Consider the following 26,641-nt stretch of genomic DNA (forward strand, 5'->3'; position numbering starts at 1 on the left):
AACATATATATTATTCCTATGATTTTACTATGAATAATATACACCGGTTTTGGAAGAAATACAAGAGAAATTTTAAAATAAAAAAAGGAAGCAAGAGAACCGTCCCCATGCTTCCATCATTTATTACTTTTTCAACATTTCATAAACCTGGTTAACATCCTTATCGCCTCTTCCGGAGAGGTTAACGATGATCACATCATCTTTTGTTAACTCAGTTGCCAGTTTCATTGCATGGGCGACAGCATGAGAACTTTCAAGCGCTGGGATGATGCCTTCTATTTTAGATAATTGCTGGAATGCTTCCAATGCTTCCTGGCCTGTGGCAGTGACATATTCCCCTCTGCCAGTCGCGTTTAAATAACTGTGCTCTGGGCCAACACCTTGATAATCAAGACCTGCTGCGATGGAATTGGTTGGTTTTGGATTTCCATCCTCGTCCAATAAAGTCATGGAGCGATAGCCTTGGAAAACGGCTGGGATCCCTTCAGAAATGGACGGTGCTTCCGCGGGTTCTACACCAATTAATCGAACTTCTCTGTCCTCCAGATAATTGGCAAAAGCGCCAATCGCATTACTTCCTCCGCCGGTACAAGCAACGACTGCTGATGGCAACTTGCCTTCTTTTTCGAGGATTTGTTTTCTCGATTCTTCACTAATAATAGATTGGAAAAATTTCACCATTTCCGGGTACGGGTACGGCCCCACCGCAGAACCAATTAAATAAAAGGTATCTTCCTGATTAGCGACAAGGTCAGCAAATGCCTCATCGACAGCTTCCTTCAACCGCCCGCGTCCTTTATCCACCGCAACTACCTCAGCACCGAGCAATTCCATCCGAAATACATTCAAAGCTTGTCTTTCCGTATCCAGCTTGCCCATGTAAATTGTACAAGGCAATCCAACCATGGCACTCGCAGTAGCTGTTGCAACCCCATGCTGACCAGCACCCGTTTCCGCAATAATCCGCTTTGCGCCCATCCGTTTTGCCAAAAGAATCTGTCCAAGTGCATTATTGATTTTGTGCGCCCCGGTATGGTTTAAATCTTCACGTTTTAAATAAATTTTTGCCCCGCCTACCTTATCTGTTAGGTTCTTCGCAAACGTCAGCGGATTTTCGCGCCCTACATATTCCTTCAAATAATAACGATACTCTTCCAAAAATTTAGGATCATCTTTATATGTATGGAATTCACTTCCAATCTTATCTAAAACCACTTTCAGTTCATCTGGAACAAAACTGCCCCCAAACTCACCAAAAAATCCTTGCTCAACTTCACTCTCTCTACTCATCATTTCCTCAGCTCCTAAATATGTAATAATTAAAATTATTTACTATTATATATGAATAATTACATAATTTAAAGGATGGAAGCACGGGGACGGTTCTCCTGCTTCCATTTTTGCTGCATAAGAAGGAAGCAGGAGAACCGTCCCCATGCTTCCGTTTATTTTAGTTCCACTTTTGATTTTGGCTATTCCAGGTTTTAAAATACTCATTTTCTTGCAAAATTGTTTGATAAATTGGTTTTAGAAATTTACTAATGTGTTCCACTACTTGCGGAAATTCTATATTTCCAACATTTCCAATTCTGTTTAGTAAGTTTTCCCATTGGTTAATTCTTGCTCCATCTTCCCTATAGGATTTGGAAAATAAAGGATGTTCTTTCTCTAAGATGGTTCCTCTTCGTTGAAATGTTTCAAATATAGCTTCCAATAAAATCCGTCCATCAAAATCATGCGTTTCGAGCAAGATGTTCAAATCATATAAGTTAATTAAACTATTCTTGGTGAACGGACAGGATATTATTGATTCAAATTTTTCCGCTACTATCGATTCTGTTGAATATGTTCGAATGAATGGTGTTTCTGTATTTAATAACACAGGGTATTGAACGTTCTGTGGTTTTGGAATGATTACTTCACCAAAGCTGATCACCAATTGAATTATTTCTTTTCTTCCATTAAATGTAGCTGGAATTTTAATACAAATTCCTCGATTCTTATCCTCTATCGTGCATGGTTCAGCGATGATTCCCTCTTCATCAAAATCAACGTTATCCTCATCAACAGATTTCGAACATATCTTTTCAAATGCATTCTTAATTGATTGTGTATTATTTGTAATTTGATTAGCTAAAAACTCCATACTTTTTATTCCCTTTTTATTAGAATTATGTAAGGCATACAAAAGGAGATCGCCCTTCAGCAAAAAATTATCCCGATAACCCGAAATTGATAACCGGTGCAAAAGCCGCTCCTGAAAATACATTAATAGGATAGAATCGTAGTCTTCTCCCATTTCTCTAGCAGCATTCTTTAAACTTTCTTCTTGAACTGATATGTCATTGATTTCCTTCATTTTAATCCACCCCTTTTATTCATTAAATACCCTCTATCTATTTTATCGTTCCAACTTCGGTTAAGTTAACCGCCAATATAAGGGGCAGAAGGGAAAATGTGACAATTTAATTTATTTGGAAGCACGGGTTAATTGGAAGCACGGGGACGGTTCTCTTGCTTCCGTTTTTGCTGCATAAGGAAGCAGGAGAACCGTCCCCATGCTTCCCATCAAAGTCCAAACCGTATATATACCCGGTCATCAAAAGAGATATTTCCTTTTTGCAATCCCTTGGTACACTTGTATTGCCGGAAGCATAATGGATCGTTTTCCATCAGCTCACTTAATAGAGATTCGGATTCTAAAAGAGTAGGTTTAACAAATGGATACCCATCCGAAGCAAGGATCATTTCTTTAGCATTACTTGGGACGTTCACTTTTTTCACTTTACTCAGGTCAATATCAAAACCATCCACGACTTCAAAGCTATATTGACTATCTTTCACATTTTGCAAGTAGTATTGCTGTTGAATTAATGGTTTAATATACTCCATCCACTGTCCTTCACTAGTAATTCTTCTATCGTTTTACCTTTTTTCAGTTCCGCTTCCAAGAATAGAGACCTCGCATTGGCAGTGATACTGTCCAGCTCTTTTTCATGTTGGTATAAGCGGCCATCAATCATTGCCTGGCAATCTCCAATTTGCCAAATTTCCTGATAATAGCGGCTAAATACAATTACACTTGCTGTTGGGGCAAGTGTCCGATTTTCCACTATCTCATCAAAAATCCCGATTTCTTTATATACCTTTTGTAAATTAGCATTCATGTAGTCAATCATTTCTTCCAACGTACATTTTTCATCGTCTATCTGCTCGATAGCATCCTTGATGACTTCAGCCGCTAATCGCCCTGGAGATTTATTGCCAATGTACCTCCCCCATATATTGGTAGCACCATCAATCACTGCAACAAAATGCTGATTAAATACATACAAATCTTCACATAACTCTGGTTTATCCTTTTTCCCTTTATGAAATAATTCGATGACTTGTAAACTCAAAAATATCATCCCCTTTACTTGTATATTAGCATTCTTTTGGGATGGATGGTAAATAGTTGGTGCAAACAAAAGTAGCCGCCAGAGAGATGAAAAAAGCAGTTTCCCTGTGGCCTGGCCAAATGATATAGAGTAGAAACAGTAACCAGCATATCCCTTAATGTAATAACAAGATCAGGGATATGCTGGTTATTTCACGATTACCCTATATCACTCCTGCATAAGATCAGATCAAGCTGAGACAAGGTTCCTGTCCCTCACGACCCCTTATTCAACAGGCAGCAAAGTAGCCGGCGCACTAGATTCAATCATATATCCGTCTTTCGCAAAAAATACATAGTCCCCGTCTCCAACACTACTATCTCCCAATATTGTATTTACAACCAATCCGCCACCCGCACTGTATACAACAAAATTGGAAGAGCCGCTTGCTTGATACCTAGCAGCAGGGAGGTCCAATCCTACAATCCATTCTCCCGCCAGCAAATTGATCGGTTCCCCTGATTTTTCGAGAATCTGTCCCTCCAGAGATGCAAGATTATCTTGTTTATTTAAAATCTCACTATCTAATTCTTCCACATCCGATTGCCTGTTGTCCACTTCACTTTCAAGCGTTGTAAGTTCATCTACTAGTCCATCCCTTTCACTTATTAAGGCCAATGCCTCTTCAACTTCATCCTGCCTATCACTTAATGTTTTCTCCTCACTAGCTACTTTTGACGCGGTATCTGCCAATGTGGATGCTGCATCTGCAATCTTTCCTTCTAATTCTGTAACATTCTCTTCTAATTCCGCCATTCTAGAAGTCAGTTCCTCATACGTAACCTTTTCTTCTTCCAAAGCAACCACAGCACCGGATTCCCCGATTACATAAGCAATAAAAAATAATAAAATAGACCCAATAATTGCGCCGGTAATGATCCAAAACTTTTTAGTTTTAAAAAATGCTTTCATGCAGTCCCCCCTTTTGCACCGCTTTTCATCTTACAGTCTCACCGATTCCTCTTATTAGGAAAAATGACCTGTCCCACCGATGCTGAAGTTATATGTATGAAAGAAATGGTGAAAATAGTACAAGAAAATCCCAGACCCGCTGTTTCAGACTGCGGATCTGGAAATTTTTGGAACAGAGGATTAGGTTCATCGTCCAGACTGCTCGCGGCCTAATGTTACCTTTATTTCCTTCCAATAACACGGGAATGCTTTTCTTTAGTTAGTTACACCAAGAACTACGACGCATTCACTCGTTCACAACTCAATATATTTCATATGATGATTTGCTTTTAATAAAAGCTTTTCCCTCCATTCTCTTTTCAAGCAATCCTTAGCAAGTAGCAGATAATAATTATATCTCCACTTATGCAAAAGTTTAAGCATAGCTTCATCACCAATCGAAACGGTTGCCAACAATCATAAATTGGTAAAAAACACTTCTGCATAATTATTTAGAGAATTACCGTCTTCTTTTCTATAATTCAAAAAAAGGAAGCAGGAGAACCGTCCCCATGCTTCCTTTTTCAGTTAGATGATGCCGTTTTGTTTTAGTTTGTGGTATTCTTTTTCACTATATCCTAGTAGTTCCTTATATATTTCTTCATTGTGTTCACCTAATTCGGGGCCTGTCCATTCCACCGATCCAGGGGTTTCGCTTAGTTTAGGTACAATACCTGGCATGTGGAGTTCGCCAAGTTTTTTGTCCGTAATTTGTAAGATCATATCACGCATTTGATAATGGATGTCATTGGCAATATCTTCTGCATTATAAATACCACCAGCTGGAACTCCTGCATCATCAAGCATTTGTGTTAATGTTTCTAACTCATACTGTGCGGTCCAGTCCGAAATAATCGCATCGAGTACTTCCTGATTCTTGCCTCGTGCATTATGACTTAAAAATCGTTCATCATCTGATAGTTCTTCCATATTCATCACTTTCGTTAATCGTTTGAAAATGTTATCTGCATTTGCTCCGATCACAATCCATTTGCCGGATTTAGTTGGATAATTATTGGATGGTGCAACACCTGGTAAGATGGTTCCAGTACGCTCTCTGATTGCACCAACTTTCATATACTCGGTTAAACTGCTTTCCATTACCGCAAAAACAGATTCATATAATGCAGTATCAACTAATTGTCCTTGCCTTTCTGGTGAACGATCACGATGATGAAGTGCCATGAGCGCACCAATCACTCCGAACATAGCTGTTAACGAATCACCAATCGAAACCCCAACACGAGTAGGTGGCCGATCTGGATAACCGGTGATGTGCTTAAGCCCACCCATTGCTTCCCCGACACTCCCAAATCCAGCTTTATCTTTATATGGACCCGTTTGACCAAAGCCAGAAATTCGTACCATTATAATAGAAGGATTTATTACTTTTAGATCTTCATAACCGAGACCCCATTTTTCCATCGTACCTGGACGGAAATTTTCTATGACGATATCCGCTTCCTTCACTAACTTTTTCGCTATTTCCTGTCCTTCATTTCCCTTTAAATTTAAGGTGATACACTTTTTATTTCTTGCTTGAATCGGCCACCATAACGATTCACCTTTATACTTAGACGATCCCCAATTTCTTAGTGCGTCCCCATTATTCGGAGATTCAACCTTAATGACTTCTGCTCCAAAGTCTGCCATTAACCTAGAACAAAAAGGGCCTGCAATAAAGGAACCAAATTCTAATACTTTTATATCTTCTAAGGGTTTTTTTTCTTTGATTTTATCTAGTGCCATCTATGATATCTCCCCTTTATTATGCTTGATGCAAATCGGTTGATAGACCAGCCTTCATCACTTGTCCCGGTAGTTTATAACCTAATAATTTCTCTAATCTTTTGGAAGCTGTTATTAATTGATTCAAATCGGGATCAATCGGAATGTTCATCTGATAAAACATATGTGCAACATCTTCCAAACACACATTTCCGGTAGCACCAGGTGCAAAAGGACATCCTCCGATTCCACCAAGCGACGCATCAAAGATTCGGATCCCTGCATCGTATCCAGCAATAACGTTTGCTAGTCCCATTCCCCTTGTATTATGAAGATGCAAACTATAATCCACATCTGGAAAGCTATCTTTTACGCTATTTACAAAACCAGAAACTTGCAATGGATTTGCCATGCCCGTCGTATCTGCAAGCATAAAGCTGTCCAATCCTTGAGCGGTTAATTTTTTGATCACCTCTGTGACCCGGTCAACTTCATATAATCCTTCAAAGGGACAGCCAAAAGTCGTAGCTAAACCGACATTCACCTTTTTACCACCCGTTTTCATGAATCGATTTATTTCAACAATGCCCTCAATGGATTCATCTACCGTTTTATTTACGTTTTTTCTATTATGTGTTTCACTGACTGAGACGACCACATTGACTTCATCCACGTCTGACTCCAATGCGAATTCCGCACCTTTTACATTCGGAACGAGCGTAATAATACTTACATCTTCGCGATTCAGTTGTTGGATTACTTCTTTGGCGTCCTTCAATTGCGGAACTGCTTTTGGTGAAACGAATGAGGTTGCCTCGATTCGCTTCACTCCAGCAGCTATAATCTCATTGATAATACTAATTTTATCCTCTGTTTCAACCCAATCTTCCATCTGAAAGCCATCTCTACCGGTAACATCAGTTAGAAGTACTTTTTCATTATCCAATAGGTTCATCTCCATTCGTTATAAGAATAAATCAGGTAAAAACGTAACGAGTGATGGGAAAACAATGAGTACGATTAATATGATTAAAATCGGAATAATATAAGGCACGACACCTCGGACCAATTCAATATAAGGTAACTCTCCAACTCTAGTAATTGCAAACAAAACCATGCCAAATGGCGGTGTAATCTCTCCGATCATTAAAGCCACAATCATGATGATTCCAAAATGCAATGGATCTCCTCCGACTTCCATAATCAGTGGAACCAATACTGGCGTTGCGATCGTAATGGAAACAATCGATGATAGGAACATTCCTAATAAAAGCAGGAATACGAGACATAATCCCATCACGAGATAGTAGTTATCTGTAATCGTTGTAATCGTATTGGCAAATGTAACCGGGACACGCTCCCTTATAAGGATCCAGGCAAATATATTAGCTACTCCTAAAATAACCATAATTACCGCACTATCACGCATCGTACTTTTGAAAATTTGATATAAATGAGAAAGCGAAATCGTCCGGTAAATAACCGTTGATAAAATAATCGCATACAATGCTCCAACAGCCGCTGCTTCGGTGGCGGTAAACACGCCTGTAAGTACACCACCAATTAAAATAACAGGGGTTAATACTGGTAAGAAAGCCTTTTTAGCCGTTCTTGCTATTTTTCTCAACGATGCCCTGGCTTCTGTTGGAAAATTATTTCTTGTTGCTTGAATGGCTACAAAAATACTTAATGCAGCCGCCATCAATATACCAGGAATAATTCCTGCAATTAACAGCTTATTGACAGATACACCCGCAATAATTGCATAAAGCACAACAGGAATACTTGGTGGAATAATCGGTCCAATTAATGAAGAAGCTGCCGTAATACTTGCAGAAAATTTCTTCGGATAATTCGCATCGTTCATTGCTTTAATTTCCACTGCACCAAGTCCTGCAGCATCCGCAGTTGCCGATCCACTCATGCCGGCAAAAATAACACTTGCCAAAATGTTCACTTGGCCCATGCCGCCTTTCAAATGACCTACCAAAGCTTTTGCAAAATCAAATAAACGCGTCGTCACATTGGATTCATTCATCACCTTCCCTACTAACAGGAATAAAGGGATGGCCAACAATGTAAAACTATCCAACCCAAAAACGGTACGCTGTGCAATTAAGATATCAGGAATTTCAAAAAGTCCACGATCTAATACAAAATATGTAAGTGAAGCGATTCCCATCGAGAAAACGGCGGGAATACCGATGATAAGCGCAACAACTAGAGTAAGTAGCATAATAACCATAATCATTTTACATCACCGCCTTCATTTTTCCTAAAATCCATTATGTAGCGAACTAGTTGATGCCCAAAGAACCAAAGCATGAGCAACGAACTAACAAATAAAGCTAAATATAGGACCCCTTGAGAGATCGGAACCATTGTTAATGGGATGTGCCAGCGATCAATCGTCATTTTGATACTCCCCGTTAGAAAGCTCAATGCCACAAGTGCAGAAATAACCGTGGTAAACATATAAAATCCTACTTGTGCCCGGTATGGCCAATTTTTTACCAAGTTATCGATTAAATCAACACGTAAATGATCTTTGTATTTGACTGCAAGTGCCGCACCAAGCAATACAGACCATAAATTCAAATATCTGGAAGCTTCTTCACTCCAGGTCAATGGCATACTCAATACAAACCGGAAGAACACTTGCAGAATTACTACAATAAAAAATAAAATAAATAAAATTGTTGCTACATGTTCGATTATAAATGTAACGCCTGCCATCATTTTCTTATAAAGATTTTGCATGTTCTCCCTCCTTCTAATTAAAAGAATGTAACCCTATTCCTTGTTCATGATTCTTTGAACTTCTTCATACACACCGGGTGCTAATTCATTTTCAATAATTTCCTCAATCGCCGGTTGTGCTTTTTGCCTCATTTCTTCCTGGTCCGGATAAATAATCTCCATGCCATTTGCTTCGATTTCCTCAATAAATGCTTCATTACTATCTGCAACAATCTCATCTGCATATGCGAGGGTTTCGTCAATTGCTTGCGTGACGATTTCTTGCTGCTCTGTAGTTAACTTATTTTCCCACGTATCCTCACTGACGAGCCATTGTTGAAACAGTTGAATATGTTCTGTTTTCATCAGGTATTCCTGATAATCCCACATTTGACGTCCCGCGATATTGGTAAGAAAGTTTTCCTGTGCATCCACGGTTCCGGTCTGTAATGCAGATACAATTTCTGTAGCGGCGATTGGTGTCGGGAGTGCTCCCAATTCTGCCCATACATTCACCCACCACTCTATTTCCGGCATTCTTATTTTCATCCCTTGTAATTCCTCAATGTTTGAAAAAGGAATATTCGAGGTCGTCCAACGCGCACCATAACCATGAAGTCCCATTGGAATAATCCCGCCTACTTCTTTTGCAATTTCTTTGATTTCATCTCCAACCTTCCCGTCCATAAATTCTCTCATTGAATCAAGATCCTGGAATAAAAAAGGAATCGAAATGGCATTATAATCGGGATAATACAATTCAGCTTGCAATACGCTATACCCGATATCAATTTCCCCCATGTTCATTTGTTCTAAAGCCTCACGCTCTCCACCTAATTGACCAGCCATGAAAAATTCGATTTCCATGGTATTATCACTTAATTCAGTTATTTTGTTACCGAAAAATTCCTTGATATCTTTATCGATACCTGAATCATCCATCGTAGTTGCGAAAACGAGTGATAACTTTTCCTCTTTTGAACTCGCTACCGAATCTCCACACCCTGAAATAAGTAGAGCAATAATAGTTAACATAAAAATTAAATAATACTTCATGATTGAACCCCCTTTTACGCGAATATTGTCGAAAAACGACAACAGCAAATTAAAAAAATCATACCATAGCAAGATAATTTAGTAAACAACAATTTTTCAAACTATCAGAATTCAGCAGCATGGGGACGGTTCTTTTGCTTCCTATATAACAAAAAGGAAGCAGGAGAACCGTCCCCATGCTTCCTACTAGTTAAACTGCAGCCGTCTCCCTCCGAACACCCTGTGCTTCAACCGGACGAACAAATCTTATTGCTGCAATGAAATAAGACAAAATAGCTGCAAACATAAATAGACCGAATAATCCATTTTGATAGAACGTATTAAAATAGAGGACATTTGTAATTGTAAATAAGAGACCTGCAGTCAACGCTAAATAGCCAAATCGATCTGCTTTTCTAAAAATCCACTCTGATTTGTTATCGGTAAGTGTCACCAATGTGATCGTTAGGATGTTAATGGAACTTCCGACCCAAACCGGATGTACGTTCATATAAAATTCTTGGGGATTCCACCCACCCAAGTAATACCACAGCAAACCGCTTGTAAAGCCTGTAAACAACGATGCAACAACTGCACGTTTTGTCACGACTGGCCAGAATAAAGCTGCTACAACCGGTGCGAACGTGGCACTGTTTCGAATCGTCCAGGCAAATACATTCCACCATGCGGATTGCTCTGTTCGCATTAAACCAAATAGAATCATAAGTCCAGTTAAAAGTAGTAAGGAAATTTTTGTATATTTGATAAGTTGTTCTCCAGATGCTGTCGGCTTGATTGCACTGCCAACATCACGTCCTAAACTTGTTGCACCGGAGAACTGGCATGGGCCACCCCATCCGAGCGCACAACCCCAAACACCGAGAAAGAATATTCCTACGAGTGGAGCAGGCAGAACCTCCATCAGGTACAACGGAATCGCTATGAGACCTGTCGATGCATTCGGTACGACTACCGCTGCCGATATTCCGAATAAAACACCACCAACGATAAAAGGAATCGCCATAAAACCAGCCATAATCAAGCCTTTCTGTCCCTCTTCCGGTGTTCGGGATGAAAGTGCCATCTGAAAAGCGGCCTGGGCCAGAATGACATTTACGAGAAATGTACCGAACCAGACGACAATTACCTGCAAACCAACGCTGCCAAAATCAAACATTTCGGGACGCTCCACATTTAATGCTGCCAAACCGGAAATTCCCGGATTAATGAAAAAGGCAATGATACCGATTGTAATCATCAATCCAAACAAAACCATATTCATCGTCTGTGTAAAGGCGATGGACCACATACCGCCAGCCTGCAAATAAATGAAAAGTAAAATGGCAGTAAATGCTACAGACAAACTCAAGGAAATACCAGTGAACACATGGAAAGCGGAAGCAAATGCGATTGCAGTCGCAACCGACCACATCGGAAAGGCAAATGCAGTAATGGCACCAGATAACCCTTTTGCCGTTCTCCCAAATTTATCACCAATTAGTCCGGAAACAGTGACAAGCATTCTTTTCCGGAAAGATCGGATAATCAGTAAAGCGATAATAAAGATTTGAACCATTTCTGCCAGACCATACCAAATCGCGGAAATACCACTTAAGTAAGAAAGCTCCAGAATTGATATAAATGTCGAACCGGAAAATAATCCAGTAATGCAAAACGCAACAATCCATTTGTTAAAATTTCGGTTCCCCACAAAATAGCTGTCCTTTTTAGTCAAACGCCGCTTTGCAATTTGCCCGGCTGCTATAAGCGCAAACGTATATCCAACTGCTAAAACAATAATCCACACACCGTATTCTGTCATAATAACAACTCCTCAAATAATTATTAAACACATCGCAATACTCAACTTTAAGCTATACAGACTCATGTTTGTTGAACCAAAATAAAAACCCCCTTCTATAATAATAAGAAGAGGGTGGATATATCCGATGTCCTCTTCTTATCTTCCAGACAACTGTCTGACGGAATTGGCACAGTACTCATTACGAGCCCGCTGCCGAGGTATCAAAGGGCCAATTTCCCTCCACCTCTCTTGATAAGAAGTACGTTTATGTAATTGTATATAAGTTACCTTGTTCTGCTCAAAAAGTCAATCATTATTTAGTCGAGAAGCACGGGGACGGTTCTTTTGCTTCCTATATAATAAAAAGGAAGCAGGAGAACCGTCCCCGTGCTTCCATCGAGGGCTAGTTAGCCAATTTCATCCTTTCTCTCCACTTTACTTTTTTCATTTTTTTCAGTAGGGAAGTTTAGTATAGAAGAGTAAAATAAATAGAAAGAAGGTTACCACCTATTGAACGAAATGGTAACCTTCTTTCATAATCAGGAGGAAAATATACTACTTTACTATACTCCACTCCTTTACTTCAGATAATATTCTATCAAACTATTTAGCACCTAGCCCACCATCAATTCGATATTGTGAACCAGTGATGAATGCACTCTCATCTGAAGCAAGAAACAGAACCAGATTTGCCATATCTTCCGACTCTCCGTAGCGTCCAAGTGGGATAATTTGAGTAAATGCTTCTTTTGCTTCTGCACCCTTCCCAGGAATTGTTCCTTCTTCAATGGAACGCATCATTCTTGTATTCACTGGTGACGGATGAATAGAATTCACTCGAACATTTGCATCTGCAACTTCTAATGCCGCAGTTTTAGTCATCCCCGTCACCGCGTGCTTGGAAGCACCGTATGCAATTTGGTTAGGAGTACCCATCAATCCGGCTCCAGATGAAGTGTTAATTACACTACCATATCCCTGCTCTCTCATGACTGGCAATACATGCTTCAACCCTAAAAATACTCCTCGGACATTTACATTGATTACTTTATCAAAATCTTCCACATCTAAATCAGTTAATAGAGCTATTTTTCCTTCAATACCTGCATTATTAAAGAAAACGTCAACTTTTCCGAATTGATCAACCGTCTCTTTAACGTATTTCTTTACATCATCCTCTTTGGAGACATCTGCCTCAATCGTTAATACTTCACCGAATGATTTAAGTTCATTCTTCGCTTCCTCTAATGGCTCTTTGAATAAGTCTACTAAAACGACCTTAGCCCCTTCTTTCAAAAACTTTTCTGCTGTTACCTTCCCTATACCACCAGCACCGCCAGTAATTACTGCAACTTTATTATCTAATCTACCCATTTAAATTCCTCCTCTTATGATTACGTTTACAATTCTATTATACTAGTCATAAATTACTAGGACAAATTAAAAGCTCATGGAAAAAATGAGACAGGATTATTACCCAAAGTTATATTCGGAATAAGTACCACAGTCATCATTAGCAATTTTTTTGGATAACATTTATATCTCCAAAAGCATTTTCTCCTATATCCATCCCGCTTCATATTTTCCTTCAACAAGTCGTATGCATCCTAGTATTCTATACATATAATTACTCTGTAAATAGTAAGATTGCAGCTATATTTATCTTTTTATCGATAATGCATTCGTGTATTTAATAAACCATATTCCATGTATAAAAAAGACGCAATTCATCAAAGAGAATTGCGTATTTTCATTAAAAATATATTCCTATTGAATCGTAATTTGCTGTTCACCGCTTACGTTATTTGATGTTACTTTTAATGTGATTTCTCCTGCTTTCAGTGGTTTAAGCTTTCCATCTGCCGGATTGAAAACAGCTGCATAGCTCCCAGACTTTTCAGCTCGTTCAGCTGCTTTTCCTGAGCCAATATAGACATTATTGCTTCCTTCCCAAGTTACAGATGCTGGATAGCGTAAAGGGAAATCCAGATTTCCAGCCTGATGGCCAGTTGCTTCAATAGAAATAGTTTCACCGATTGCAACAGATTTAGGTGCGTGCAGTGTAATTGATTCTAGCAGTGGGCGAACCTCTGCCTGAATCCATTCTGCGCCCTTCACATTGCTTTGCTCTGACGCTCTGTCTGGACCGATTGCCTTATCAGGTACAGCAGTAGGATCAATTCCAAATAATGTCCATGCATAGAAACCGCCATTATCTGCTGCACCATAAGGAGCCTTCCCAGCAGGTCCTGTAACCATATATGGAACACCTTCCACACGTTCGAGATTTACGGTGTGTGCATGACCACTAATATACATAGCTCCCTTTCCATTTGATTCTTCACGGAATTCAGTGAGCCATTTCTCCAACAGCTCAGCCTCTTTACGATCAGACAGCTGACTATTTTCTGTTGGCAATGGATCACGTGTTGGGTGGTGTCCGATAACCGTAACATTTTTAATAGCAGGATCTGATGCAGCGTCTTCCAGAGATTCTTTCAATTCAATCATTTGATTAAAATCACTCGTTCTTAAGCTTCCTGTTGCTGTATCCAGTAAAATAAATCTTGTTCCATTATGATCAAAGCTATAACGGTTTTCCTCAAATACCTCTAAAAAGTTTTCCAAATTCCCTGAACCCGCAATTTCGTGGTTACCAGGAATATAGTAGATTGGAATCTCATCTCCTACTTCTTCCTCTAAAATCTGTTTTGCAAACTCAAAATCCTCTTTCCATGCTGTATCAACAAGATCCCCGTTGATGACCAGAAATTCAGGATCTTCAGCAACAATCTGGCGAAGGGATTCCCGTGCCATTTCTGCTTGATTACTGTTTGGAGAAGCTGCTGTAAATTGACTATCCGCAAGTACTGCAAATTTCCAACGATCATTACCTATCGATTCATTTTGGATAATTAATGAATCCGTTGTTGGATCCTCTTCTTTTGGTATTTCAACTGAAGGTGGAACTTCAACAGTCAAATCATCAAAGATCAGCTGTCCGGAATATTGCTTATTTCTATCTGTTTCCACCGGATAAATACGCCATAATTTCGCTGGATAGTTTATCCCCTCTGGAAGAGATGTTTCAATATATTTCCAGCCTGTCCAGTTTACCTGATTCGCTAATGTCAACGTATAGTTTGTGCCGGATGCATCCGTAATAACGGTACGAAGCCAAGCACCATTGCCATCACCATGTACCCATAAACCGATTTTCTGAACATCACCAGGGAGTTCAAGACGTGGAGATGTCTGTAAATAGGCTGCGCGAGTCGCAGTAGTTGTCGAAAAGTCATAGTTCACCTGGATGCCATTTCCCTCTCTGCCTTCTACTACTTCCATGGATGCACCGACATTGGATGGATACTTTGTTACACCCCATCCTGTTGGATCTTCAAAATCAGCTATATTAATGGAAGTAAGTCCGACCGTAACGGGAATAGTTATTTCCTTATCCAGTACAGTTGCGGAAATGGTAGTGGATGCCCCATCTTCCAAAGGTACAACAGTAAAGCTCCCATCCTGGTTTTCCTCGATTGTAATAAATGAACCATCATACTCCAACTCGACGTCGCGAGCTTCAATTGGAGCTGAATATCCATTAGAATCATAACCAGTAACAGAAAAACTGCTGCTTCTGCCCATTTCAAGTCCTAGATAGGAGCTTGAAGGCGCTATCCGGTCCAAATCTCCGAGTACGGTAATCTCCTTTGTTCCTTTTGCAGATTTAATTTGTGCTTCCGCTACAGCAGATCCAGTTTTCTTCGCATAAAAAACTCCATCTTCTTCAAAAGATCCGACATCTGCCGGCAGAGCCTGCCAGGATATCTCTCCAACTTCTACAGGAGAATAATTTTCATCGTGACCAAGTCCAGTAAAAGTTCTGCTCAATCCAGGGAAAATACGATCACTGTTTTCCATATCTGAAACTGTTTCAACAGAAAAAGCTGAGAGTTCACCACTGCCAGCCTCGGCAAAGATGCCAATCCCATTTGGCACGCTGCGTTCAACGCCGTCAGATGGTTCATTTACCACTTCAGCATTTTCATAACCCGGTTTCCGTGCGACCATTGTCGAAGAACCACCACCATCGATATTCAAGGCAGTATGTGCACCATATTCTTTCATCAATTCCCCAAGTTCTTTATAGGTCATTCCGCGACTATCTGTTTGACGACCGTCAACGAGTCCAAGAATCATCGTGTTCCCATCTTCGGAGAAACCAACAGCTGTACGTGGTGCTGTTGTACTATCATCAATTTTTGTAGGAACTTGTCCATTTTCGACCAGTTTAATATTTCCACCTACTGCAAAATTCATTATTGTATCTTCATCCATTTTTGGCGCGTATTCCACGTTTACTTTATCACCAATGGATAGCTCTTTTAATAGAGTAGCACCTTGTTCACGTCCAACCAATACAAAGGTGTTCTCAGCAATATCTCCACTGCCAGGTTCCTCAGATACAGCAACTACTTCTCCTTCTTGGACAGTTACTTCATATAAAGAAGTCCCACTTGCTGGTCTTTGTGCTTGATCCCACACAGATGTATACAGTCCAATTCCGTTTGCTGGAATGGAAGATTGATTTAAAGCTGAAAGTATAGAATCTCCATTGGGAAGCTTAATGGTACCCTCAAGGAAGATATTCGCAATTTGTCCTTTTCCTTGCTCATCGACTCCTGCTGTTAACGTATGGGAGCCTTGTGGGCCCTTCAATAAATTACTATCTTTAATCATGGTTCCTGAAGGTGCTTTCGTATTATTAATGTCAAAGAAATCGCCATTTACACCGCCAACTGCTCCAGAAGCAAGCGCCATTTCGGAAACTTTTTTTGCCTTTGTGACTACCCCTGGAAACAGCAATTCCGTTGAAACATTTCCATTAGACAAATCGACTGTCATAATTTCACCGTTCAGCCATCCACGGACATCAAATCTTTCAAAGCTTGTTAATTCAATACCCGGACCGATTGTAATCGTATCTTCTTCTGATACGAGCGTTTTCCCATCGGCTCCAACCGTTATTTCCGGTTCTGTCCGATCCGAGGACGCGGAACGAGCATCTGCTACCTTATTCGGTTCATTTTCTGCATGTACCGGAAGAATAGTTCCTACGGTAGCAAAGAAAACCAGTACCATACACATCCACCATTTACGATTCATTCCTAGTTTCCTCCCTATTTCACATTTAATAGTTTGCAAGAATATGTACACTCCCTCTCCCTTCATCCGTTCTTTAGTAACAATAGTAGCAAAGCGATATTAAATGAGTTCAAGAATTTTGTGAATTTTCATAGTAAAATAGAATGATGAATTTTAATATAAGGAAGCACGGGGACGGTTCTTTTGCTTCCTATATAACAAAGAGGAAGCAGGAGAACCGTCCCCGTGCTTCTCAGCGAAGTCCTTTACCTCCATGCAAAAAACTGCCCCCTTGTCCATTGGAACCGTCCAAACGATTCTTTCATAAGATATTATGTTTAAAATCTTTTTTAATTTTTGGAGGGATTTTCATTGGCAAAAGGACTTAAGAATCAATCTAATATATTAGAACATGATCGAAATCGACCAAATTTCCTTTTCATTATTGTAGATGAAGAACGCTTTCCTACAGCTTATGAATCTGATGAACTAAAAGAATGGCGCAGAGTCCATTTAAAAACACAGGAACTATTACGTGAAAATAGTATGTCTTTTTTAAACCATTATGTTGGTAGTACCGCTTGTTCACCTAGTAGAGCCACTCTTTTTACAGGACATTATCCATCACTTCACGGTGTAACACAAACAACTGGTGCCGCAAAGGGTGCTTTTGATTCGGATGTGTTTTGGCTTGACCATAATACTGTTCCGACTCTGGGAGACTATTTTCGTGCTGCTGGTTATCGTACGTATTGGAAAGGAAAATGGCATATATCTGATGAGGATATACTAATGCCAGGTACACATAATGCATTAGCAAGCTATGACAAGCATACCGGCGTACCAAATATTAAAAATGAGAAGATTTATTCACGTGCAAATCGACTTGATGCCTATGGTTTTTCAGGGTGGATTGGTCCGGAACCTCATGGAACTGATCCAAGGAATTCAGGTTCATCTGCAAAGATTGGTGTAGATGGACGTGATGCTATCTATGCGGAAGAAGTGGTTACTTTATTAAAGAATCTTGAGGAGGGGCATTCCAAAGAGAGTGATCCTTGGTTGATCGTATCCTCTTTCATTAACCCTCACGATATTACATTGTTTGGTCTACTCACTCAATTGTTACCCACTTTTGATTTTAAAATAGATCCCAGCGTTCCTGATATCCCACAAGCTCCTACTGCGACTGAATCTTTACAAACGAAACCAACAGCACAGGAAAGCTATCGCAAAACGTATCAAAAAGCCTTGCAGCCCACTCTGGATACTCCATTTTTTAGGAAACTTTATTATTCACTTCAAAAAGAAGTTGATAATGAAGTGTTTAAAGTGTTTCAGGCGCTTCAAAAATCAATTTTCTATAAAAATACAATTGTTGTTTATACATCTGATCATGGTGATTTATTAGGATCGCACGGAGGATTGTTTCAAAAATGGCATAATGCATATGAGGAGTCTATCCATGTTCCATTCCTTATTCATAGCCCAACGCTCTTCACTGGCCAACAACAAACAACTACGTTAACAAGCCATGTAGACATTGTTCCAACTCTATTATCACTTGCAAACATTCCTACCGAAAAGGCTCAAGCCAAACTTCGAAAGAATCATTTGGAAGTGCACCCATTCGTTGGTAGAGATCTTACACCACTCTTACACGGTAATCAGGAATTCCCCCGTGCAAATGAAGCCATTTACTTTATGACAGACGATGATTTTTCAAGAGGTTTACATCAAGTGACACAAAAGGGTGAATGGTACGAGTCCGTTACACAGCCAAATCATATGGAGACCGTGATTACCACATTAAAAACTGGAGAAAATCATAGTCAAGAAAAATGGAAGCTATCTCGTTATTTCGATAATCCTCAATTTTGGAGCAACCCTGATGTTGAGGACCAAGTTACTCAAAAAGAAGTCTCACTATCTCTTTCAGATGCTACGGAGACTACGATTAAAGTATCGACTACAAAAACAAATCCTGTGCCAGATCAATATGAATTATACAATGTTACTCAAGACCCGTTTGAGGAGAAAAACTTAGCCCACCCCCATTTTGCAACTCCAAAAACAAAAATTATCCAGCAAAAATTAATCAAAACCCTTGAAAAACAAGCGCAGAAAAAAAGACTGTCCCCTGGATCTTGATGGAGGAGGAAGCACGGGGACGGTTCTTTTGCTTCCTATATAACAAAAAAGGAAGCAGGAGAACCGTCCCCATGCTTCCCCATGCTTCCTTTTCCGTTATTCTACCGTGTAATCAACAAGTATTAATTGACCCATTTCATTTTTGTAGTATTCAATGCTCATTGGTGTTCCTGGTTCTAACGATGCCCAATCATCTTCCATGAATTCAATTATCTGTAGTGCGATGGTTTCGTCTGCTGTTTCGACTTCTATTGTATGTGGATCTCCTTGTCCGCTATAAGTTGCTTCTTCTTTGATGGTATCTGTTGCTGCGTCATCATTCTCTGATTCGTCATCTTCCTTTTCTGCCTCTTCTTCTGCAGGTTCGGAAGCTTCATCTTGATCATCATCCGGTGCAGAATCCTCAGTACCCGCTTCTTCATTGTTTTCAATATCCTCTTGTTCTGCTGACTCCTCTGTTACATCCGCTTCGCTTTCTTCTGTTTCCGTTTCTGTTCCCTCATCATTCTCATTGGTCCCCCCGCACGCAGTTAAGACCACTAAAAATAAGGCACTAACCAATAGGAAATACAATTTTTTTGTTTTCATTTTTTTCACCTCTTCTTAGAAAATTAGTCGCATTAGTTACTTAAATAGTTACATCATACTGTTTCTAATCCTATCGTACCTAATATAACAGAAAAGTACTTTACAGAAAAAGAAATAAGAAAAGCCGCTTGCTTCATCCCACTATTTTGGTAATCTTACTGCCAAGCCTACCTTCGCCTTAAAAAACCGGTTATTTCCATTAACCAAGCCCCCACACAAAAACCTACTAAATATGCTATGATAGTATTTATGGTTTTTCCTTCCGACAACTGAGAAATACACCATGTTATTTAACAATAATGGAGGATTAAATATGAAACGTCATCATGCTATCGTCATTTTCCTTTTAGGAGCTTTTTTCTTCGGGTTGAACCCGTTATTTATTAAATTAGGTTATGCTGCAGGCTGGACCCTCGGTGAAATTAACGTGGTACAGGCCATCATTGCTTTGATCGTGCTTTGGACCATCGGAATTTTCGCCCTTAGACGACATCCACAAGCAATTAAAAAACTTAACGTCAAAACCGTGCTTTCCCTCGTTATTGCGGGAAGCTTTACCGGACTTACAAGTGTTCTTTATTACGGTTCGATGCAGTATTTACCAGCATCCCTTGCTGTTGTATTACTATTCCAATTCGTATGGATTGGCGTATTATTTGAATGGATTTTTAGCCGAAAAAAACCAAACAAACAAACGATACTTTCCGTCATACTAACATTGGTAGGTGTATTATTTGCAGCAGATGCGTTTAATGGGGGGCTAACCGAGATAAAACTTCTCGGCTTTGTACTCGGAATTGGAGCAGCATTTTCCTATTCCGCATTTGTTATTTTCAGCGGGCGTGTAGCTGTTGAGGTCCCGGCAACGATTCGGACACCGATTATGATCACAGGTGCTGCTCTATTAATCTTTATTATATTTCCACCACATGTGACACTAAGCGCCAATGCCTTAAGTAGTGGAAGTTTATGGTTCTATGCTGGTTGCCTTGCCCTATGTGGACTCATCTTAACACCACTTATGTTTGCAATATCAACCCCTCATATATCTGCAGGCCTAGCAACCATTCTCGGTGCCATTGAGCTTCCAGTGTCTGTAGTCGTTGCCTATATCGGTTTGGCCGAATATATCGCACCTTCCAGATGGCTTGGTGTAGTGCTTATCCTCCTTGCAATCACAATCGGTGAAATGAAAGGCATTTGGCAAATGATTATCAAACGGAAAAAAACCGTTAGTTAGACAGACAATAGGAAACACGTGAATCTGCCCGGTGCCATTCCCCACCGCTTTATACGCTTCTCTTATCAAAGCAGTGGGATCTACCATTGGCCAAAAAATCATCCAAGTACTTTCAACCCCACAGCACCGGCTATAATACAAAGTAAAAAGAAGATTCGTTTCCAACCAGCAGCTTCTTTGAAGAACAAGATACCCATTAATACCGCCCCGGCTGCACCCAACCCTGTCCAAATCGCATAGGCAGTACCAAGCGGAATGTCTCTCATCGCAAGGGAAAGAAAAACAAATCCGCCACCAAACGTTAAGAAAATCATGAGTAACCTGCCGATCGACTTTTTACGAAGATAAAGATTGATGCTCATCACTCCAAATATTTCACCCAAACTCGCTATAACAAGGAAAATCCAAGCCATTTTAATCTCCTCCCTGTTCTGCAGGTTTATCATTTGGTGTGGTCATTTTAATTCCAATCACACCCACGATAATTAAACCGATAAAGAAAACCTTAGCCATCGAAAATTCCGCTCCAAACAAAAGAAAATCGAGCAACACAATTGCTGCGGCCCCAGAGCCTGTAAAAACGGCATAAACGGTTCCGGCTGGTAGTTTTTCACATGCTTTAATTACAAAATAAAAACTGAGAATAATGACTATAATTGTACAAATCCACTCTATTAGTGAATCCGAATATTTCAAACCGATGACCCAAAACACTTCGACAATTGCAGCAAAAATCACATAAAGCCAGGCCATTTGAACTCCTCCTTTTGATAGAATACATCTATAAATGACAGTCCCCCTACTTTAGCACATATCTATTACAAGGGACCTATCTCCCATCATCTACATTTATCTGCGGATATGGTGTTTATTCCGCGAATCGCTGTTCTAGGAGAGTATGAAGTGGACGTGCTCTCATGCTTCCACTTCATCATCAATTAATTTGTTCAACAATTATTTCATCTTAGATCCTTATTCAGCATCTGACCTACTCTATCGCTCTCAACACGTCCAAAAGAACTTCCTTAAATCCTTCCCGGTCAACTACTTCACATACGCGAACATTTGGGATTTTACCGGTACGGTTATTAATATCGACCATATTATATCCTCTAGTTAATTCACCTCTTGTTTCGATATCAACGTAATAGTGATTTAAAGCATTCATCAGGCTTTCATTTGCAGCAATTGCCACTAATAGTGTGTCTGGGTGCGTCGTGCCATTCAGACGATGAACTTCTTTATTAAATTTCAGGACGACCTTATTAATTTTTATAAAGAAGTCAGAACCTGCTGTAGCCAATTTTTCAATATCCTGATGGTCCTCCTCATCCATAATGGAATATTTCGTACACATATCCCAGCCAACCATCGTGATTGGGATTCCCGAATGCAACACGATTCTCGCTGCTTCTGGATCAACATAAAAGTTATACTCCGCTGCTGGCGTTATATTTCCTAATGAATTATTTGTGCCACCCATAATATAAATATGTGGGATATCCGCTATAATTGTAGGATCCTTTTTAATGGCCATTGCAATATTTGTAAGTGGCGCGATTGCGAGTAAAGCGATTTCACCCGGATTTGCTTTTACTTTTTCTATAATAAAGTCAATCGCATGCCCTGCCTCAGGTCTTTGTGTTGCCTTTTCAAAAAAAGCATCACCCATACCATCACTCCCATGAACATCCTCAACGGTCTGATGATGTTCATTACCAGTAATTGTCATCGGCACTTCATATCCTTTATAAACTGGCACGTATTCTTTTGGACTTGCAACCTGAATGGTATAAAGGGCATTTTCCACCTCTTGATTAAAATCTACATTTCCCCCAGTAATCGTAACGCCTTCCACTTTAAAATGATGAAGCGCAGTTAATAGCGCTATCGTATCGTCTCCTGCAGTATCTGTATCAATAATTACCTTTCGCATTATGTACACCTCATTTATTTTATCTTGCAAATTCTATTTTGCCACAGAACCATATTAAAATATAATAAAAAATAAGCATGGGGACGTTTCTCTTGCTTCCTCTCCATACGAAAAAGGAAGCAAGAGAACCGTCCCCATGCTTCTTCTCTGCCATATATCATTTTACTTTTATAATAGAATGAAGTAAGCTTTATTTAGAATAATAAAAAAATCCACTAGGGGTGCCGTTTGGCTGAGACATGATTCATTTCTTGATCCCTTTGAACCTGAACTGGTTAATACCAGCGTAGGGAAGTGGAGTTGGCGACGTATACATATGCTGAAATTGTATATACAACCACTCCATTTGGGGTGGTTTTTTTAATTTTTCAACCTATCAGAGAGGAGCTATCCGGATGAATTTTATTGCAAAAATCAGAGAAGACAAGCCATTTATTTTTAATATTACGAATGAAGTTGCGAGTAATTTTGCCGCAAATGGTCTAATCGCAATCGGCGCGTCCCCTGCTATGTCACATACTCCCAGAGAAGCACAGGACTACGGAGCGATGGCCGACGCAGTCGTGTTGAACCTTGGAACATTAACGGAGGACCGTGGGGAAGCTATGTTAAAAGCTGGAAAGGCTGCAAATGAGAATGGAGTTCCAGTTATCCTTGACCCCATTGCTGTTGGTGGGACAGATTTTCGGACAGAAATAATTAACGACATACTTGCAACAGTAAAGCTTGCGGCAATTCGCGCTAATGCCGGGGAAATTGCCGTTTTGGGAGGCGCTTTGGACAAAGCAAAGGGACCTGATTCCATGATTGAAAAAAATGACCCGAGAATAGCAAAAGCTGTGGCGAAAAAATATGATACAGTTGTGATTTCCACCGGAGAAACAGACGTGATTACCGATGGCGTGCGAACTTCTCTATGTAAAAATGGCCATGAAATGTTACAAAACATTACTGCCAGCGGATGCCTGCTTTCCTCACTTATTGGACCTTTTGTCAGTGTAGCCCATGACAAATTCCAGGCGGGTGTCTATGCAGTGGCAAGTTATGGCATTGCAGCGGAGTTAGCGATGAAAAAAGCAGTGGGGCCTGGAACATTTATTCCTGCACTGCTTGATGAGCTTTACTTCTTAACAGATGAAAAAGTAGAAAAATATAAACAGATTCAGGAACAATAGGTTATCCGTATTTAGAAGGAGCCTTTCTGAAACTATTTTAATAGAGAGAAGTGAAAAGAAAATGGAAAATCTCATATTTATTGAAACAGGAACAGGCTTGGATGTCCACGGACAGGATGTAAATATTGCGTCTGAACGCGCAGTGCTGAATGCAATCCATTCCAATTCCATGCCAGGCATGAAAAAAATTCTGCCGGATGGTGACTTAAATAACATGAAAGTTAATGTCAAACTAGGCTTGCCGCGGGATTTGGAAAAATTAGATCAGAAAAGAATAAAAAAGTTGATTCCCTATGGTACGGTTACCGTTGAAGTGATGAACGGTGGCATGGCAACGACAAGCGGAATTTTCCTTGAAGAACAGCAAGATAAAAACGATTTGATGTATATCGTTAACGCTGTAGTAGAAGTAGGCTATTAAATTTATCGTAAGTGGATGTTAAAAAATAAATATCCATTTCCTAATTCACCAGTAAGAAACTAAAATAGAGGAGGAATTTTTTATGCGTTTTTCAGAGTCGTTGAGAGAAGCAACAAAGCAAAGCTGGGAGTTAAGCCTGAATCATCCGTTTGTACAAGGAATTGTCAAGGGTGATTTACCGCTGGAAACGTTCAAAAACTATATTATGCAGGACATCTACTATTTGAAACATTACGGCAAGGTGCATGCCTTCGCTGCTGCCCATGCAGATGACTTTCATGTTTCTGCAAGACTTGCTGAAAAGGCAAAAAAAACAACTGAAGCAGAGCTAACCGTACACAAGGAGCATGCTGAAATTTTAAAGATTACGAATGAGGAAATAGAAAATTTTAAACCAGCGCCAACTGCATATGCCTATACATCCCATTTGTACCGAGCGTCATTATCCGGCAGTCTGGCCCAAATTGTAGCTGCTATACTGCCATGTTACTGGTTGTATGCCGATATCGGATTGCAATATAAGGATGCAAAACCGGAAGAAAAAATCTATCAAAATTGGCTGAACATGTATGCTAGTAGCTGGTTTCAGGAATCGACACAGGAAATGATTAACCTCATGGATGAATTAGCTGACCAGGCAAGCGAAGCAGAAAAGGAAAAGATTAAAAATCAATTCATCATTGCCAAAGAATATGAACTTGCATTCTGGGAAATGTCGTATACATTTGAAACATGGCTATCGGAAAAGGATAAGCTAGGGACGTCTGTGTAGAGCAAGAAGTCTAGATCATTTGTGGAATGAGATACCGGGCCACTGGAATTCCGCGAATTTTAGGCGTATATCCGCGATTGTCTAACTTTATCCGCGAATGTGGCAATTATTCAGCTAATCGATGTGCTAGCTCAAAAAAGAAGTGTAAAGCAGTCCATTTATGATGGCTACTTTACACTTCTTTAATTTTAGCGTTAAAAATCAATCGATATCATTCAACAAAATAAGGAAAGTCTGCACACCAAGAAGGGAAGCAGGTGAATCGTCCGTCCTCTTGCTTCCTAGTTGAAAATTGCAAGAACCTCTTTATTACAACCGATTGTTCACATAATCTCAATCTCCTCTACGGATTTATTGCACGAACTTGCAATAGATTAACATTCATATTGAACATAGAACCATGAGAACCGTCCCATGCTTCTTAATATGAAAGTATTTCAGCTAAACGGTAATTCTCTTGTCCATCCTTCATGTTCGTATTTACTTGGTTAAGCTCAACATTTATTATTTTATTTTCTCTTATTCCAACGGCCTTGCCTGACTGCCCATTCTTTAATAGTTCTACTGCTGCAATTCCCATTTTACTTGCGAGTATCCTATCAAACGCAGATGGATTTCCACCTCTTTGTAAAATACCTAATACAGATGCTCTAACACCTATATTTAATTTTTCTTCAATAGCTTTTTGTAACTTCCCTATATCATATAGTTTTTCGGTTATTATAATGAGATTATCTCTTTTACCACTGTTTATTCTTGTAGATAACTTAGAACATATCGTATTTACATCCAATTTTCTTTCGGGTGTAGAAATGATTTCCCCTCCACCCGCTAGAGCTGAAAATAAAGCTAAACTCCCGCAATTTCTACCCATCACTTCCACAATGGTTGTTTTTTCATGCGATAGACTTGTATCTTTAATTTTAGAAATACTATCCAATATCGTATTTATAGTCGTATCAAAACCAATGGAATAATCTGTAAACGTTAGATCATTCTCAATTGTTGCAGGTATACCAATCACTTTCACCCCTTTTTGCTGCAAGTTTTCAGCGGTTTTAAGGGCCTCATTGCCGCCTATGATTACTAAAGCATTTATCCCAAATTTATCTAATGAAGCAATCGCCTTGTTTTTCCCTGTCTCATCTATAAATTCTGGACTGCTTGATGTTTTTAGCATTGTTCCACCTTTATGCGTAATGTTTTCCAATTCAACAGAAGTCAGTGGATAGATATTACCATCTACCAGTCCTTGGATTCCATATTGTATTCCCATTACATCCATGTGATGATAACTCGCTGCTTTTACAACTGCACTAATCGCAGCATTCATTCCAGGCGCATCTCCGCCACTTGTCATAATTCCTAGTTTAATCATTAATAAACTCCCCAAAATAAATTTTACTTATCCTAAACATAAATATGTACTGCCGCATTTAATATGATTACTTTGATTATACACTGTTTCAGTGGAAATTTAGAATTAAATCTATACCAAATTTTATCCTTCTGC

23 protein-coding genes and 2 riboswitches are annotated in these 26,641 nt (G+C 39.6%); of the genes, 5 read left to right on the plus strand and 18 right to left on the minus strand.

The genetic code is table 11. From position 1 onward, the window contains the following. Window positions 1-123: 123 nt before the first annotated feature. The 13 genes from trpB to ACHABU_RS06465 form a co-directional block, all read right to left on the minus strand. Entirely contained in the window at window positions 124-1,290 is a 1,167-nt protein-coding gene (gene trpB, locus ACHABU_RS06405; RefSeq protein ID WP_435763700.1) for a tryptophan synthase subunit beta, read from the minus strand. 160 nt (window positions 1,291-1,450) lie between these two features. Then, window positions 1,451-2,359 (minus strand): nucleotidyl transferase AbiEii/AbiGii toxin family protein, encoded by a 909-nt coding sequence (locus ACHABU_RS06410; RefSeq protein ID WP_435763489.1) that lies wholly within the window; start codon window positions 2,357-2,359, stop codon window positions 1,451-1,453. Between the two features lie 209 nt (window positions 2,360-2,568). Beyond that, window positions 2,569-2,892, minus strand: coding sequence for a hypothetical protein (locus ACHABU_RS06415; RefSeq protein ID WP_435763491.1), 324 nt, complete (start codon window positions 2,890-2,892; stop codon window positions 2,569-2,571). Next, window positions 2,871-3,401, minus strand: coding sequence for a hypothetical protein (locus tag ACHABU_RS06420; RefSeq protein WP_435763493.1), 531 nt, complete (start codon window positions 3,399-3,401; stop codon window positions 2,871-2,873). The genes ACHABU_RS06415 and ACHABU_RS06420 overlap by 22 nt, the downstream gene beginning before the upstream one ends. A 264-nt stretch (window positions 3,402-3,665) precedes the next feature. Beyond that, a complete protein-coding gene (locus ACHABU_RS06425; RefSeq protein ID WP_435763495.1) occupies window positions 3,666-4,352 on the minus strand; it encodes a hypothetical protein in 687 nt (228 codons plus the stop codon). A gap of 567 nt (window positions 4,353-4,919) precedes the next feature. Next, window positions 4,920-6,140: a CaiB/BaiF CoA transferase family protein gene (locus ACHABU_RS06430; RefSeq protein WP_435763497.1), complete on the minus strand. Its 1,221-nt coding sequence runs from the start codon at window positions 6,138-6,140 to the stop codon at window positions 4,920-4,922. A gap of 19 nt (window positions 6,141-6,159) precedes the next feature. After that, a complete protein-coding gene (locus tag ACHABU_RS06435; protein ID WP_435763499.1) occupies window positions 6,160-7,065 on the minus strand; it encodes a hydroxymethylglutaryl-CoA lyase in 906 nt (301 codons plus the stop codon). An 18-nt stretch (window positions 7,066-7,083) separates the two neighbouring features. Then, window positions 7,084-8,370 carry a TRAP transporter large permease gene (locus tag ACHABU_RS06440; RefSeq protein ID WP_435763501.1) on the minus strand — a complete coding sequence of 429 codons (1,287 nt, stop codon included), beginning with the start codon at window positions 8,368-8,370 and terminating at the stop codon, window positions 7,084-7,086. Further along, a complete protein-coding gene (locus tag ACHABU_RS06445) occupies window positions 8,367-8,879 on the minus strand; it encodes a TRAP transporter small permease (RefSeq protein ID WP_435763503.1) in 513 nt (170 codons plus the stop codon). Before ACHABU_RS06445 ends, ACHABU_RS06440 begins: the two co-directional genes overlap by 4 nt. A gap of 33 nt (window positions 8,880-8,912) precedes the next feature. Further along, window positions 8,913-9,914, minus strand: coding sequence for a TRAP transporter substrate-binding protein (locus ACHABU_RS06450; RefSeq protein WP_435763505.1), 1,002 nt, complete (start codon window positions 9,912-9,914; stop codon window positions 8,913-8,915). A 190-nt stretch (window positions 9,915-10,104) separates the two neighbouring features. Continuing rightward, window positions 10,105-11,715, minus strand: a complete 1,611-nt coding sequence (locus tag ACHABU_RS06455; protein WP_435763507.1) for a sodium:solute symporter family protein — start codon at window positions 11,713-11,715, stop codon at window positions 10,105-10,107. A 135-nt stretch (window positions 11,716-11,850) separates the two neighbouring features. Beyond that, window positions 11,851-11,956, minus strand: a riboswitch (SAM riboswitch). 344 nt (window positions 11,957-12,300) lie between these two features. Next, entirely contained in the window at window positions 12,301-13,071 is a 771-nt protein-coding gene (locus tag ACHABU_RS06460; protein ID WP_435763509.1) for an SDR family NAD(P)-dependent oxidoreductase, read from the minus strand. A gap of 393 nt (window positions 13,072-13,464) precedes the next feature. Then, entirely contained in the window at window positions 13,465-16,866 is a 3,402-nt protein-coding gene (locus tag ACHABU_RS06465; RefSeq protein WP_435763511.1) for a phosphodiester glycosidase family protein, read from the minus strand. A gap of 351 nt (window positions 16,867-17,217) precedes the next feature. Here ACHABU_RS06465 and ACHABU_RS06470 point away from each other — a divergent pair, with 351 nt between their 5' ends. After that, window positions 17,218-18,996: a sulfatase-like hydrolase/transferase gene (locus tag ACHABU_RS06470; protein WP_435763513.1), complete on the plus strand. Its 1,779-nt coding sequence runs from the start codon at window positions 17,218-17,220 to the stop codon at window positions 18,994-18,996. A gap of 96 nt (window positions 18,997-19,092) precedes the next feature. Here ACHABU_RS06470 and ACHABU_RS06475 read toward each other — a convergent pair whose 3' ends face one another. Further along, entirely contained in the window at window positions 19,093-19,584 is a 492-nt protein-coding gene (locus tag ACHABU_RS06475; RefSeq protein WP_435763515.1) for a hypothetical protein, read from the minus strand. A 313-nt stretch (window positions 19,585-19,897) separates the two neighbouring features. On the opposite strand from ACHABU_RS06475, the gene ACHABU_RS06480 reads away from it, so the two are divergent. Next, window positions 19,898-20,824, plus strand: coding sequence for an EamA family transporter (locus ACHABU_RS06480; protein WP_435763517.1), 927 nt, complete (start codon window positions 19,898-19,900; stop codon window positions 20,822-20,824). A gap of 98 nt (window positions 20,825-20,922) precedes the next feature. Here the strand turns inward: ACHABU_RS06480 and ACHABU_RS06485 are convergent, their stop codons facing one another. From ACHABU_RS06485 to ACHABU_RS06495, 3 genes are all read right to left on the minus strand, one after another. Next, the gene (locus ACHABU_RS06485; protein ID WP_435763519.1) at window positions 20,923-21,237 is read right to left on the minus strand and encodes a DMT family transporter; all 315 of its coding nucleotides are present in this window, start codon (window positions 21,235-21,237) and stop codon (window positions 20,923-20,925) included. Between the two features lies 1 nt (window position 21,238). Then, complete coding sequence (locus ACHABU_RS06490) at window positions 21,239-21,577, minus strand: DMT family transporter (RefSeq protein WP_435763521.1); 339 nt, start codon at window positions 21,575-21,577, stop codon at window positions 21,239-21,241. Window positions 21,578-21,812: 235 nt separating this feature from the next. Then, a complete protein-coding gene (locus ACHABU_RS06495) occupies window positions 21,813-22,760 on the minus strand; it encodes a nucleoside hydrolase (RefSeq protein WP_435763523.1) in 948 nt (315 codons plus the stop codon). A 207-nt stretch (window positions 22,761-22,967) separates the two neighbouring features. Further along, window positions 22,968-23,070: riboswitch (TPP riboswitch) on the plus strand. An 85-nt stretch (window positions 23,071-23,155) separates the two neighbouring features. Here ACHABU_RS06495 and thiM point away from each other — a divergent pair. From thiM to tenA, 3 genes are all read left to right on the plus strand, one after another. Next, the gene (gene thiM / locus ACHABU_RS06500; RefSeq protein ID WP_435763525.1) at window positions 23,156-23,935 is read left to right on the plus strand and encodes a hydroxyethylthiazole kinase; all 780 of its coding nucleotides are present in this window, start codon (window positions 23,156-23,158) and stop codon (window positions 23,933-23,935) included. A 61-nt stretch (window positions 23,936-23,996) separates the two neighbouring features. Beyond that, complete coding sequence (locus ACHABU_RS06505) at window positions 23,997-24,356, plus strand: Lin0512 family protein (protein ID WP_435763527.1); 360 nt, start codon at window positions 23,997-23,999, stop codon at window positions 24,354-24,356. Window positions 24,357-24,438: 82 nt separating this feature from the next. Beyond that, entirely contained in the window at window positions 24,439-25,128 is a 690-nt protein-coding gene (gene tenA, locus ACHABU_RS06510) for a thiaminase II (protein ID WP_435763529.1), read from the plus strand. A gap of 421 nt (window positions 25,129-25,549) precedes the next feature. Here the strand turns inward: tenA and ACHABU_RS06515 are convergent, their stop codons facing one another. Beyond that, window positions 25,550-26,506: an ATP-dependent 6-phosphofructokinase gene (locus tag ACHABU_RS06515; protein ID WP_435763531.1), complete on the minus strand. Its 957-nt coding sequence runs from the start codon at window positions 26,504-26,506 to the stop codon at window positions 25,550-25,552. Window positions 26,507-26,641 lie beyond the last annotated feature (135 nt).

Source organism: Oceanobacillus sp. CF4.6, from assembly GCF_051262635.1.
Lineage (GTDB): Bacteria > Bacillota > Bacilli > Bacillales > Amphibacillaceae > Oceanobacillus.

Coding starts and splice junctions, on each gene's coding strand:
- ACHABU_RS06415 (WP_435763491.1), bottom strand. CDS start 2,892: ATGGAGTATATTAAACCATTAATTCAACAGCAATACTACTTGCAAAAT.
- ACHABU_RS06475 (WP_435763515.1), bottom strand. CDS start 19,584: ATGAAAACAAAAAAATTGTATTTCCTATTGGTTAGTGCCTTATTTTTA.
- ACHABU_RS06455 (WP_435763507.1), bottom strand. CDS start 11,715: ATGACAGAATACGGTGTGTGGATTATTGTTTTAGCAGTTGGATATACG.
- ACHABU_RS06460 (WP_435763509.1), bottom strand. CDS start 13,071: ATGGGTAGATTAGATAATAAAGTTGCAGTAATTACTGGCGGTGCTGGT.
- ACHABU_RS06515 (WP_435763531.1), bottom strand. CDS start 26,506: ATGATTAAACTAGGAATTATGACAAGTGGCGGAGATGCGCCTGGAATG.
- ACHABU_RS06490 (WP_435763521.1), bottom strand. CDS start 21,577: ATGGCCTGGCTTTATGTGATTTTTGCTGCAATTGTCGAAGTGTTTTGG.
- ACHABU_RS06450 (WP_435763505.1), bottom strand. CDS start 9,914: ATGAAGTATTATTTAATTTTTATGTTAACTATTATTGCTCTACTTATT.
- ACHABU_RS06445 (WP_435763503.1), bottom strand. CDS start 8,879: ATGCAAAATCTTTATAAGAAAATGATGGCAGGCGTTACATTTATAATC.
- ACHABU_RS06410 (WP_435763489.1), bottom strand. CDS start 2,359: ATGAAGGAAATCAATGACATATCAGTTCAAGAAGAAAGTTTAAAGAAT.
- ACHABU_RS06480 (WP_435763517.1), top strand. CDS start 19,898: ATGAAACGTCATCATGCTATCGTCATTTTCCTTTTAGGAGCTTTTTTC.
- trpB (WP_435763700.1), bottom strand. CDS start 1,290: ATGAGTAGAGAGAGTGAAGTTGAGCAAGGATTTTTTGGTGAGTTTGGG.
- ACHABU_RS06430 (WP_435763497.1), bottom strand. CDS start 6,140: ATGGCACTAGATAAAATCAAAGAAAAAAAACCCTTAGAAGATATAAAA.
- ACHABU_RS06495 (WP_435763523.1), bottom strand. CDS start 22,760: ATGCGAAAGGTAATTATTGATACAGATACTGCAGGAGACGATACGATA.
- ACHABU_RS06485 (WP_435763519.1), bottom strand. CDS start 21,237: ATGGCTTGGATTTTCCTTGTTATAGCGAGTTTGGGTGAAATATTTGGA.
- ACHABU_RS06465 (WP_435763511.1), bottom strand. CDS start 16,866: ATGAATCGTAAATGGTGGATGTGTATGGTACTGGTTTTCTTTGCTACC.
- ACHABU_RS06505 (WP_435763527.1), top strand. CDS start 23,997: ATGGAAAATCTCATATTTATTGAAACAGGAACAGGCTTGGATGTCCAC.
- thiM (WP_435763525.1), top strand. CDS start 23,156: ATGAATTTTATTGCAAAAATCAGAGAAGACAAGCCATTTATTTTTAAT.
- ACHABU_RS06440 (WP_435763501.1), bottom strand. CDS start 8,370: ATGATTATGGTTATTATGCTACTTACTCTAGTTGTTGCGCTTATCATC.
- tenA (WP_435763529.1), top strand. CDS start 24,439: ATGCGTTTTTCAGAGTCGTTGAGAGAAGCAACAAAGCAAAGCTGGGAG.
- ACHABU_RS06425 (WP_435763495.1), bottom strand. CDS start 4,352: ATGAAAGCATTTTTTAAAACTAAAAAGTTTTGGATCATTACCGGCGCA.